Raw genomic sequence first — 12,361 nt, 5'->3', positions numbered from 1 at the left:
GCGGTGTTTCACCAGCTAAGTTTGAGGAAGCGTATTTTTCTGAGTTAGAAACTGTCTAGTGAAAGCTGGGAAGTCCAGAGGGCACGGAGAAGTGAAGGAGAAGATCGAATATAACTTCTCGGTGTAGCGCGCAGCGCCTCTGTGCCCTCGGTGGTAGACTTGTTTTGGGCTAAGTTTGTAAAGTGATTAAGAGATTATTATCACCACAGAGGGCACGGAGAAGTGAATGAGAAGTGCTAATTACTTCTCGGTGTAGCGCGCAGCGCCTCTGTGCCCTCTGTGGTAAAAATGGTTTGGGTTAAGTGCACAACGTGATTAAGAGACTATTATCACCACAGAGAACACGGAGAAGTGAAGGAGAGGAACTAATAACTACTCGGTGAGCGCCTCGGTCAGTTAAGCTACGTGGCAATCTCAATTTTAATGCCTTCCCCCAGCATCTCTTTATACTTGTTTGCTAATGCATGTTTTGCATTATCATCGCCGTGTAGAATTTTTATATGGCTGGGCTTTTTCTTCATACCTGTTACAAATTTAACTAAGCCGTTTTGATCAGCATGTGCGCTGTAACCGCTAATGGTATGCACCTGTGCGTTAATTGTAATACGTGTATCGTTTATAAAAACATACCCATTACGTGGGCCATATTTTTGAATTTCACGGCCTAGCGTACCGCGACCTTGGTAGCCTACGAATATTATATCGGTTGTTAAATCATCCAAAAAACGCTCAAGGTAATTAACTATAACGGCCACCGGTGCACATACCGCTTGCGGCTATAACAATGGCTGGGGTTTGGTGTGAGCTTAAATAGTTAATAATTGCTTGGTGTTCTGAGTGGCTATTTATAGTGGTTAATGCTTTAAAGTCGAGTGGGTGCCTACCCATTGCCACCTTACGTTTTGCTTCTGCATCCCATAAGTGTTTAAACTTTTTATATTGGTGTGTAAAGTCAGAAGCCATAGGCGAGTCTAGTATTATGTGTATATTACGCCAAGGTGAGCCTTTAGCCGATTGATGTATTAGCTGCTCTAGCTCGTAAAGTAGCTCTTGGGTGCGGCCTATACTAAATGCAGGCACTAACACCACGCCGTTATCTGCAACTGCCCGCTCAATAACGTTTTTTAGTGTGTGTGCGCGTTCTTTGCGGCCTTGATGATTTTTATCACCATAAGTCGATTCAATCACTAATGTATCTGCTTTATAGGGCGCTTTTGGGGTTGGTAGCAATGGGGTGTAAGGTGCGCCTAAGTCACCTGAAAATACCACTCTATGGGTATTTTTATTATGTTGATTTGAGCTGATTGTATGGGTAATGTCTATTTCAATATATGCAGAGCCAAGTATATGGCCGGCTCGCTGAAACCTCGCCTTTGCAGTTTGCTCCCCTTTGCATGGAAGGGTAAACCATGTTTTAAAGTTAACACTCACAATGTATTTTTGTAGTAAGTTTAGGCAGGCTTTTATAATTTTTGGGTCGCGTGTTACACCTACCTTTAAGGCATCTTCAATAACAAGTGGGAGTAAACTTGCTGAGGCGGGAGTTGTAAATATAGGGCCTTTAAAGCCAGCTGCTAATAAATAAGGTATACGCCCTACATGGTCAATATGGCAATGAGTTACTATTAACGCCCTACATGGTCAATATGGCAATGAGTTACTATTAACGCGCTTATATGCGTTGTATTAAATTCTATAGATAAGTCTACTTTTGCGTCTTCTCCTTGAAACAACCCACAATCAATTAATATGCTAGTTTGTGGGTTAATTACTAGCTCATGGCATGAGCCTGTTACGCCATTAACCGCTCCATGGTGAAGTATTTGCATGGTTTTCCTTTTTTAATTAAATCTAGCTGCCTACATAGTTAATGAGATATTAAGCTGTAATTTTTACGTGCAATACAGCTTACATAAAAGTAGTGGCTAAAGCTTAAGGGCGCAAATTAAGCTTGTTTTGCATATAATTTACGCCATTATTTGTATTAAAAAAGTTCTGTAGTATGTTTTTATCGTTATTTACCTGTGTGCATTAGTAATGCAGTTTACTCAAACTGTATTGCAACCTACAATACACCGCCCGTTAATTTAGGTGTATATAAAATGGTGCGGTTAAACGCTTTTTTAAACATATGAGTGGACTAAAACTATGCTAAGTAATTGTAAAATGCCAGTAAGTGAGCCTCGGTTTGCTAATTTTGGCTCTGTATTTTTAGGCCCTGTGCTGAGTTTTTTTTCGCAGCGATTATTAGACAATCAACCGCAAGACAAACCACTGTATTTTTTAGCACGAGAAGGCTACTGGTTACAGCAAGCATATAACCACTATTTAAATGGCGCTCGCAAACAGCAAAAAAGCTATTATTTATTAGCTTCACGTGCATTTTTATTTAAGCTGTTACTGAGTGATGAGCAAAGCTATACGTACTCTCTGAAAGGCGACTTTACAGGTACGTTTTATGATTTAATGCGTACTCGCTTTTTACTCTGCGACTCCGAAATTACCACCATTTTTACCGAGCACGTTTTTAATACGCAAATAGACCTAAAAAAGGATAAAAGTAAAATCATTGCTATGTTAACGGATAGCCGTGATGATATAGATTTACTTGTTGCGCCGATTAAATGTGCTTATTTAGCGTATTTAAAGTCAATAGAGGTAACTGCCCAGAGTACTCTGCACTTAGTTGATTTAGGCTATTCAGGTACTATCCAGAGCTTGTTAGGCATATTACTCAATAAAGATACGCATGGACATTATTTGATTTCTTCTAACCCTGGCTCGCACAAAGTTGCTAGCACACGTGCTTATATGCAAGGGTATTTAAAAGAGGGTGTTAAGATAGGTGACGGTTACTTACCACTAGACCGCTCAATGTTTTTAGAGTCATTGCTAACAGCACCTAACGGGCAATTTAGAGATATTAAATTTAATACCCTTAACCCTAATAGTTTTGATATGTATTATGGCCGAAAAGTCGCTTCGCAGCGCTATTTTTACCTGTTAGAACAAGTTATGGCGGGCGCTTTAAGTTTATGTGAGCATAATGCTCAGCGTGCTGTTAACTTTACAGCTAATGAGCTAGAAATCTTATTAGAAAGCTATTTAGCTAAACCTAATATGATCCCTCATGCAGTTAGGCACATTTTTGATATTGATGATGATGTAGCGGGTAATGGTACTGTTAACGCAATTCAATTTTTTGGTTTAGGTTAATGATAAATAAAAAATTTATAAAAAAAGCAGCGCCCGGTTTATTTAACTTTGTTAAAAATCAACCTTTTCTGTTTAGGGTTGCAAAGGGAGTGGAACGTAGGCTCCTAACCCAACAATATGTTAAGCGTAGCGCTGGTTTTAAACGCTATTCACCAAAAAAAATAGCTAAGTTATTAACTGCTGCAAAAGAAAAAGGGTTATTTGATAGCCATTGGTACAGTGCTAACCAGTGCCGTGTGTTTAGCTGTGAACAAGAAGCCTTTGAAGATTATTTGCACAAGGGGGCATTTAGCTGCGTAAACCCCAGCCCTAACTTTGATACCGAGCTTTATTATAAATGTAATACAGACATTTATTTACAAGGTGAGCATGCATTAGTGCACTATATATATCATGGTGAGAAGGAAGGGCGTTTAGCCATGCCTGCTTCGCACAAGTGGCACCCAAAAGCTATTAGCTCAACTGCAGATGGTATACCTAAAAGTAAAAAAATAGCCATGTGTTTTCATGTGTTTTATGGTGAGTTTATAGATTATTACGCCAACTGCTTAGCTAAATACGAACAGCAGGTTGATGTATTCATAAGCGTTGCCAGCGACGAGCTTGCTAGTAAAGCACAAACGGTTTTTAACGCCTGCCCAAAAGTAAGTAAGGTAACTGTTAAAGTTGTGCCTAATCATGGGCGCAATTTTGGACCTTTACTTGTTGAGTTTGCTCAGGATTTACAAAATTACGATTTGTTTTGTCATATGCATTCTAAAAAGTCGCTTTATTCTGGCCGCGCTCAAACACAATGGGCCGATTACCTAGGCGAATACCTTTTAAAAGACCAGCACGTTATTAAGCAAGTTTTAAATCATTTTGACAATAACCCAAATACGGGAATTTATTACCCAACCTCGTTTTGGATGATGCCTAATTGGGTTAATCACTGGCTTAAAAATAAACCTCATGCAAAAAAAATGGCTAGTGAGTGGCAAATAGAGCTCGCGGATGACTTTATAGCTTATCCTGCTGGTGGTATGTTTTGGGCGCGTCCTGAAGCACTTAAACAGTTATTAAATAAGCCATACAGCTATGATGATTTTCCTGCAGAGCCCTTACCTAATGATGGCTCAGAGCTTCACGCTCTTGAGCGTTTAATTGGTTCTCTTGCAGAAAAAAATGGCTATCAACAGCTGTTTTATTATCCTACCTCGGGTCAGTTTACCCATGATAAAAGTTTTATTTTATCGCAGTATGTTAATAGTGCTGAGGGTTTAACTCATCAACTTAATAGTTTTGAACATATAAGCTTTGACGTGTTTGATACATTAGTAAGGCGCAAATATCACGCGCCAGACTACGCTAAACTGTTGCTAGGTAAAAATTTGGTAGAGCAGGGTGTTGTTTTAAATGCGCACGAGTTTGTTAAAGTCCGTAACAATGCCGAGTTTGAAGTGAGGCAGCAAAAAAACTTTGTAGGTGATGTAACTATTTTTGAAACGTATTTACATTTGGCAAATAGTTACAACTGGACCACAGAGCAGGCTAATAGTTATGCAGAGCAGGAGTTTGCCTACGATTTAGAAATGATTTTACCAAAAGACGAAATGGTCGATTTGTTTAACCATTTAATTTTATCAGGCAAACAAGTAACGGTTGCCTCCGATACTTACTACACAAAAAAACAAGTGGCGCTTATGCTTGCCAAAGTTGGTGTCAGCGTGGGGTTCGAGCTATTGGTTTCAAGTGAGTTAGGTAAGCGTAAAGACAGTGGTACAATGTGGCAACATATAAAAGAGAGTTTACCCGAGGGGCAAAGTTTTATACATGTTGGCGATAACGCCGTAGCCGATGCCCAAATTCCGGGTGACTTTGGGCTGCAAAATTTGCATATTTTAAACCCTCTTGATAAGTGGCATGCAGCTGGGTATGAAAACCCTTTTGTGGGTGAATTAAGTTTAAACGAAACACAAATTCTTAAATGGGGTTTGTTAGTAAGTGATTTTGGCCGTTTTGGGTTTTTAGGTGAGTAGTAATTAATGTTTGATACTTTATATTTGCATATTGGTTGGTCTAAAACCGGTACGTCAGCAGTTCAATTTCAGTTAGATTTGCAAAAAGATACCTTAAAACAGCAAGGGATTTTATATTCTACGCTGTTACAAATGAACGACCAAGCGCATCATCATTTTGCTTTAGCCTTTGCGCCTATTCATGGCTACCCTGCAAAGTATAAAATACCAGAAGTAATTGATTTACTTGAGCAAGAAATGCGTGATAACGAGTGTCATTCCGCACTGGTTTCTAGTGAGCTATCGCCTTTTTATTTTAATAACCCTCGTTTTCAGGAGTGGGTTAAAAAGTTTAAAAAAGTGGTGGTGATTGGCACTGTAAGGCGTCAATCAGATTTACTTTTATCGTTATTTAATCAGTTAGTAAAAGACCCTCAAGTAAGATATCAGGGGCGCTTTTTTCAAATGGCGTTGAATAACTTTCCGCGACTAAATTACTTTCAGCAACTAAACCGTTGGTCAGAAAAGGTAGGAAAAGAAAATATATGGCTGGTTAATTACGACGATGGCGTAGTTGACTCGTTTTTGTCACTATTTGACCTTCAGCTTAAAAACACCAACGACAATGTGGTTGTGAATAAATCTTTACCTACAAGCGCATTAATGCTCATGCAGGAGCGTACTGAAGGCATTACCGACATACCTCATTACACGCGTATACGTGATGAGCTAATAGCTGAGATTAATGACTACCCTGAGTCAAAAAAGCCAACTCGTCTTTTACTAAGTAAAGGAGAGCTACACGCTATTAATGCACACTTTTTAGGGCCAAATCGCCGCTGCGCAAAAGAGTTTATAGGCCAAGATGAGCTTTTTGCACAAAAGCCCTGTAAGGATGTTTTGTGTTTTTAACTCGATTCAATCGCTTTCATAAACCTAAAAATAGTCAGTTTATTATTGATGATATTATTAATAGAAGCGAAAAAATAACAATAAAAAGGGGCGCTCAATACCCGCCAGTAGCAGTACCCGAGGCTGTCTCTCAGCATGCCCGTTTTCGTGGTAATGCATTTAAACAAAAAGGGGTCAGTGTTTTTGCATCAAACAGTGTTATGGCGTGTTTAGATGAAGAAAAAGGTTTTTTAAGCCACGGTAAAGTTGTAAATGGTTTTAGTTATAAAACAGCAGTAGATAAATTAAATAGTGCTAAAGAGTATGCTGATTATTCTAAGCTTAAAGTACTCGATTTAACGTCTCCGGGCGGTAAGTTTTATAGCCATTTTTTGTTTGACGTGTTACCAAAAGTGCAAGCTATTAAGTCATTAGGTATAGATTTAAACTTTTTTGATAAAATAATTATTAATTTTAAAGATTTGCCTTTCATTAAAGAAGCGTTCGAGATTCTTAATATCGACTTTAATAAAGTAGAGGGCAGAAGTGCCTATAACAGGATATTAAAGTGTAGTTGTTTTGTGTCGGTAAGTGAGCCAAGGGATGCGCTTTATACGTCTGATTGGATTGTTGATTTTATCCGTGAGACGTTCTCTTCAAATTTACCAATAAGTGCTGGTACGTCTTTGTATATTAGTCGTAATTTAGGTAGCAAACGAATAATTATCAATGAAAACGAGTTTATAAACGAACTACATTTAGCTGGTATTGATACTATATATTGCGAGAAAAATACGGTAAAACAAAATGCTAAAATTTTTAGAGCCGCAAATGTTGTTGTTGCCCCGCACGGTGCCGGTTTAGCTAATATAGTATTTTGTAGGCCAGGTACAACCGTGGTTGAGCTTTTTTCTAGCCATTGGTCGGACGAATTTTGGAAGCTGTGTGTAGCGTGTGGCCTTAACTATATACCGGTTCAGGTTGAGCGTGAAAATGGCTCGATGGCCAATTTAACCACGCTTGATTATGCTAACTCGTATTTAAAACTAAACGCTGAAAATATGCGAGTTAATAACTTTCTAAGCTTATTTAACCGCGTAGATTATTAATGAAAACAATTATCCATATTGGTCCCCCAAAAACGGGGACTTCAGCTATTCAAAAGTGGCTAAAAGATCACGCCAGCTACCTTTTATCAAAAGGGGTTTATTACCCCGAGCATCAGCAAGATAGTAACGGAATTAGTTCGGGTAACTTTTTATCTGTTTTTTCTGCGCATAACGGTGATTATGTATTTAACCCAAAGAAGCTGCAAGACATAATAACTAAAGCACAAGCTGCTAACTGTAGTACATTGTTATTAAGCTCAGAATTCTTTTTTAGCCGCTTACCTGCACTAATAAAAGCGATTCCTGATGCGCAATGTATAGCGTATGTTCGTAACCCTGCTCAGTTGCACGAGTCTCATTATAATCAGTCAGTTAAACGCCATGGTAATACCGCGGTTATAAAAAGGGCTGAAACACTACCTATGCACACACTAAAACGCTTGGGAGAATACGGGCAACAGCTTGGTAAAAAGCTTACATTACGAGCTTATCATGACGATTTATTTGTAAAAAAAAGCATTGTATGTGATTTTTTAAGTGTAGTATTTAATAACAAAAATACTGATTACGATGTGCAGGTCTCTGAGCGAATAAACCCTGGATATTGTTTAGAGGCACTTGAAATTAAACGATGTTTTAATTATTACGAGTTAGGCCAATATGCTGGCCGATTAGACAGAGTGCTGCAAGCTTATAACAAAGGAATAAAGCAATTTACTTTTGTGGGTAAGCATCAGTTTAATGACTATAAAAGGCAGTCTATTCGTTGGATAGAGAGGCTTGCAGAGCAAGCACCTTTTGAGCAAGCAGAGGAGCTTATAGCTGTAATACAAAAGCAGCCCCATCAACACTTTTTTAAGCAAGAAGTTTCTAAGGCGCAATGTATAGATGTATTTAATTTTATAGCTTCACAAGATCGGGCTTTATTAAAAAGTTTAGCTTTGTGCGTCTATGCTCAACCACAGGTAGAGGATAGATTTCCTTTTGTGGCTGCATTGTTTGAAACGGTTCGGCCAAAAGAAGCTTTACCCAGTTTTATACAATACACTAAAGATGCTATTTACAGCCGTTACCCCACGCTAATAGTAAACAGCGAGAAAACAATAAATACAAAAAAAAATGATTTCAGAGGCTATGTGTGTAACTTGCTTCAGGTGCGCTTCAGTTTAATGGCTTATATTAAAGCGTTACTAGCGTCTTGATAAGGTTGATGTTTGAGCTGGCTGTCTTTATCGTTCATTGCTACGGGACTACTTAATTGCAATTTGTCAGAAAATTAATAGCAAACTTAGCTAAGTTTATTATTAACTATACCCCTAATACATGGGTCGAAAGTATTAAAAAACACCCTAAATTGGTTGCAGCATATAGTAATAATTTACATAAAAGCGGTTTGATGTATCAGCTACAAACTATAGAAGAGCAAAAAGCGTCTTACTTGGCTTATATGAAACATCAAAACGCTCAGATGTCGGCACAAATAAAAAGTAGCGGAAATAAGGTATGCGAAAGTATGCTACTTGTATGTGTTGAGCAATGTAACAGCAATGAGCTATTTGTTACTTTGGAATCTATAAAAGCTCAGCGCCTGCCTTTTTCTAACGTAATTTTTTGGTGTAAAAATGCAGACGAAAAGCATTTAAATAACTTTTTGCCAAAGCATTGTGATTTTGAGTTTATTGTTACATCTGATCTGGTTGGCGATGCTCGACTGAATAAAGAAAAAACTAAAGCGAGTTTTATTGTATATAGTGGAGACAAACTAGATAGTTATTTAACGCTTGCATTAACTACTCATATAAATTTAGATGCGCACTTAGCTTATTTTGATACAGATAAGCTCAATGCCGCACAAATAAGAGAGTATCCCGACTTTAAGCCAGATTGGAACCCAGATCTACAGTTAACAGCGGGTTATATTAATTCGGGTATTTGGATTGTAAAGTTAGCTAGTTTTGCAAAAACGTGCGGGCCTTTGAGCAAGTTCAATGTAGTAAAGTATTTAGCTTCTTGCTATTTGGAGAATATTTATTCAACAATTCAGCATATACCGCTTGTAATGCTTTCACGACCAACTAATATTATAAGTCTTGATAAAGCAAAGGCTTTATTTGAACCTATGTATAACGATGTGGCATCGATAATAGATACTAACAATGCATTACCCACTCTATCTTTACGGTGGCATTTAGAGTGCGAGCCTTTAGTATCTATAATTATACCAACGCGCAATGCTATGGAGTTAGTTCGTGCCTGTATTGACTCTATCTTAAAAAAAACAAACTATACAAATTATGAAATACTATTAGTAGATAACAATTCGGACGATAGTGAGTCTATACGTTATTTTCACAAATTGAACGAGCACCCTAAAATTACGCTTTTATCTTATGATAAACAATTTAATTATTCGGCGATAAATAATTTTGCAGCCAAAAGAGCTAAAGGAGAAGTGCTCGCGTTAGTCAATAATGATATTGAAGTTATTAACCCCGATTGGCTTTTAAATATGGTGAGCCATGTTATGCGCGATGACATAGGCTGTGTAGGTGCAAAATTATTATATTCAGATAATCGTATTCAACACGCAGGTGTAGTAATGGGTTATGGTGGCGGCGCTGGTCATGGGCATAAGTATTTTCCTGGTGATCACTACGGCTATATGAATCGCCTTATTGCTACGCAAAACTATAGTGCTGTAACTGCTGCATGTTTGCTTATTACACAAAAAGACTTTTGGGCGGTTGAAGGGCTAAATGAAGAAAGTTTAGCAATTGCTTTTAATGATGTTGATTTGTGTCTAAAAGTGCAACAGTTGGGGCGGCGCAACTTATACTGTGCAGAAGCAATTTTATATCACCATGAGTCGGTTTCAAGAGGCCATGAAGATACACCTGAGAAAGTTTTGCGCTTTAAAAGTGAATTGGATTACCTGAAGGCTACGTGGTCAGAGGTAATTAAAGCGGATCCAGCTTACAATCCAAACCTTACTCTAAAAAGAGAGAACTTTGCTATTAAAAGTATTAGGGAAGCATAGGTGATTTTTTGTAGGTGTTTATTATTTACATTTTTGAATTAAAGCGCTTAATACGATAGAATAACGAGGTTTATAATGACTGGTTCCATCAGGTTGTTTACCCTTAAATGAGAGATTATGAGCCCAACCTTGAATTCAGATAGCCAGTTTATTATTAAAGCACCAGCCTCTTTACCTAATAAAGCAAGTATTGTATGTGGTATGTCTGTCTACAAAAATGATAATGTAGAATGGGTACAGCAGGCATTAGAAAGTGTCATAAATCAAACCGTGGCACCTGATTTATACATGATAGTTATTGACGGAGAGGTATCGGACTGCATTTTCGACTATTTATTAAAAGCCGCGCAAACCTACCCCAATGTTGTGATAGTCCAGGGTTTAAAAAACCAAGGATTAAGTACATGTATGAATTATATTATTGACTCTACCATTGCTTTACATCCAAAGTACTTTTTTAGAATGGATGCTGACGATATTTGTGTACCTACTCGTTTTGAAAAGCAGATTGCTTTTTTAGACGCAAACCCAGAAGTTGACGTATTAGGTTCAGCTTTATGGGAGGTTGATGAATATGGAAATAGAGCCGGCATTCGTCGCTTACCTCTTACGCACGCTAAGTTATTACTCGCATTTTCAAGGCGCTGCCCTATAAATCATCCAACGGTCGCAATTAGATATAGTGTGTTTTCGCGTGGCCATCGTTATTTAACAAATATGCTTAATACACAAGACTATTTTTTTTGGATTGCTTTGGCCAAAGATGGATGTAAGTTTGCAAACGTTAAAGAGCCTCTTTTACATTTTAGGCGTATAAATGGCTTTTATAAAAGGAGGGGCCGTGGAAAATCGGTCAATGAATTTAAAGCAAGATTATTAGCGATGAACTCGCTTAAGCAAAAGTCACTGCAAAACTATTGTTATGCTTTGTTTGTGTTGGTTTTAAGGATGATGCCTTCTTGGATTATAAAAGTAGCCTATAAAGCGGATCGTTTTATTTTGGGCTTAAATAAGCGCAATTAAATTATGATCGGAGCTGTTTTAGTCGTGTATAAACCCGACTTAGCGCTTACTGAGCGCCTGTTAACTCGTTTATATGGACAAACTAAAGAAGTGGTTATTGTAGATAATAGCCCGACCCCACACGACTTTACCAAAATAATTAGTCATTATCACTACATTCATCTAGCAGAGAACTCAGGTATAGCTTCTGCGCATAATGCTGGATTAATTTACTTATTAAAGGAAGGTTGCCAGTACGCGGTATTGCTTGATCAAGATAGCTTAATTCCGAGTGACATGGTATTTAATTTAAGTAGTTTGATGAAGGCTTCTAACAAAATTAAACAGAATGTAGTGGCTATAGGTCCGCGTATTAGGTGCAGTTTCTCAGACAAAAAAGTAAACCCTCGTATCCAAAAAGAAGTATTTGAATACGATGAACTAGTTGGTGTTACTCAAATAATAGCCTCAGGTATGATGATTGATTTAAGCGCCTTAGATCAAATAGGTTTAAAAGATGAGTCATTATTTATTGATGGTGTAGATCATGAGTGGTGCTGGCGAGCGCGCAGTATGGGCTTTGATATAGCCAAGGCTAAAAATATAGAAATGGTGCATAGGCTTGGCGATTCACGTAGTAAGTTTATTGGTGTTACTTATAAAGTAGGCGCGCCAATTAGGCTTTATTATCAATTTAGAAATATATTGCTTTTAAGTCGCAGGCCTTATGTGCCAATGTACTGGAAACTCAGATGCTTATTTTTTATGCCTGTAAGGTTATTTTTAAATTCGGTTATGCAACAAAATAGGCGCAAGCGTTTGGTGTTTATGCTTAAAGGTATTGTAGATGGGGTACTAGGCCGAAAAGGGCCGTATAAATCGAATTGGAAGTAAGTGAGCGAAAGACTAAGCGTTTGGGTTAAGCCCATAAAAAATGAATAGATTGTTATCACCACAGAGAACACAGAGAAGAGAAGGAGAAGTAAATAGTTACTTGTAGACGCGCAGCTTGCTGGCGTTAGTAACTTCTCAGTGTAGCGGGCAGCGGCTCTGTGCCCTCGGTGGTCAAATTGTTTTTAAATAAACGATGAAAGTGATTTTATCACCAC

8 protein-coding genes and 1 pseudogene are annotated in these 12,361 nt (G+C 38.0%); 8 read left to right on the top strand and 1 reads right to left on the bottom strand.

The annotated features are described in order from the left end of the window. Window positions 1-401: 401 nt before the first annotated feature. Window positions 402-1,829, bottom strand: a pseudogene (locus MTF68_RS18665) (MBL fold metallo-hydrolase). A gap of 337 nt (window positions 1,830-2,166) precedes the next feature. Between MTF68_RS18665 and MTF68_RS18660 the strand changes: the two are divergent. The 8 genes from MTF68_RS18660 (at window position 2,167) to MTF68_RS18625 (ending at window position 12,146) form a co-directional block, all read left to right on the top strand. Then, a complete protein-coding gene (locus MTF68_RS18660) occupies window positions 2,167-3,216 on the top strand; it encodes an HAD family hydrolase (RefSeq protein ID WP_248463321.1) in 1,050 nt (349 codons plus the stop codon). 89 nt (window positions 3,217-3,305) lie between these two features. Next, on the top strand, window positions 3,306-5,234 hold the full coding sequence (locus MTF68_RS18655) for a rhamnan synthesis F family protein (protein ID WP_248463320.1): 1,929 nt from the start codon (window positions 3,306-3,308) through the stop codon (window positions 5,232-5,234). 6 nt (window positions 5,235-5,240) lie between these two features. Beyond that, window positions 5,241-6,125 carry a hypothetical protein gene (locus tag MTF68_RS18650; protein WP_248463319.1) on the top strand — a complete coding sequence of 295 codons (885 nt, stop codon included), beginning with the start codon at window positions 5,241-5,243 and terminating at the stop codon, window positions 6,123-6,125. After that, window positions 6,116-7,213: a glycosyltransferase 61 family protein gene (locus tag MTF68_RS18645; RefSeq protein WP_248463318.1), complete on the top strand. Its 1,098-nt coding sequence runs from the start codon at window positions 6,116-6,118 to the stop codon at window positions 7,211-7,213. Before MTF68_RS18650 ends, MTF68_RS18645 begins: the two co-directional genes overlap by 10 nt. Next, on the top strand, window positions 7,213-8,415 hold the full coding sequence (locus MTF68_RS18640) for a hypothetical protein (protein WP_248451378.1): 1,203 nt from the start codon (window positions 7,213-7,215) through the stop codon (window positions 8,413-8,415). Before MTF68_RS18645 ends, MTF68_RS18640 begins: the two co-directional genes overlap by 1 nt. 56 nt (window positions 8,416-8,471) lie before the next feature. After that, window positions 8,472-10,250, top strand: coding sequence for a glycosyltransferase (locus MTF68_RS18635; protein ID WP_248463317.1), 1,779 nt, complete (start codon window positions 8,472-8,474; stop codon window positions 10,248-10,250). Window positions 10,251-10,367: 117 nt separating this feature from the next. After that, window positions 10,368-11,273 carry a glycosyltransferase gene (locus MTF68_RS18630; protein ID WP_248463315.1) on the top strand — a complete coding sequence of 302 codons (906 nt, stop codon included), beginning with the start codon at window positions 10,368-10,370 and terminating at the stop codon, window positions 11,271-11,273. Window positions 11,274-11,276: 3 nt separating this feature from the next. Further along, a complete protein-coding gene (locus tag MTF68_RS18625) occupies window positions 11,277-12,146 on the top strand; it encodes a glycosyltransferase family 2 protein (RefSeq protein WP_248451374.1) in 870 nt (289 codons plus the stop codon). Window positions 12,147-12,361: the final 215 nt, after the last annotated feature.

This window comes from Pseudoalteromonas sp. 2CM37A, assembly GCF_023161885.1.
Lineage (GTDB): Bacteria > Pseudomonadota > Gammaproteobacteria > Enterobacterales > Alteromonadaceae > Pseudoalteromonas > Pseudoalteromonas atlantica.
This window is presented reverse-complemented; position numbering and strand designations above follow the sequence as displayed.

What these genes read in the sequence shown, in the direction of transcription:
- MTF68_RS18640 (WP_248451378.1), top strand. Translation starts at nt 7,213, where the DNA reads ATGAAAACAATTATCCATATTGGTCCCCCAAAAACGGGGACTTCAGCT.
- MTF68_RS18660 (WP_248463321.1), top strand. Translation starts at nt 2,167, where the DNA reads ATGCCAGTAAGTGAGCCTCGGTTTGCTAATTTTGGCTCTGTATTTTTA.
- MTF68_RS18650 (WP_248463319.1), top strand. Translation starts at nt 5,241, where the DNA reads ATGTTTGATACTTTATATTTGCATATTGGTTGGTCTAAAACCGGTACG.
- MTF68_RS18630 (WP_248463315.1), top strand. Translation starts at nt 10,368, where the DNA reads ATGAGCCCAACCTTGAATTCAGATAGCCAGTTTATTATTAAAGCACCA.
- MTF68_RS18625 (WP_248451374.1), top strand. Translation starts at nt 11,277, where the DNA reads ATGATCGGAGCTGTTTTAGTCGTGTATAAACCCGACTTAGCGCTTACT.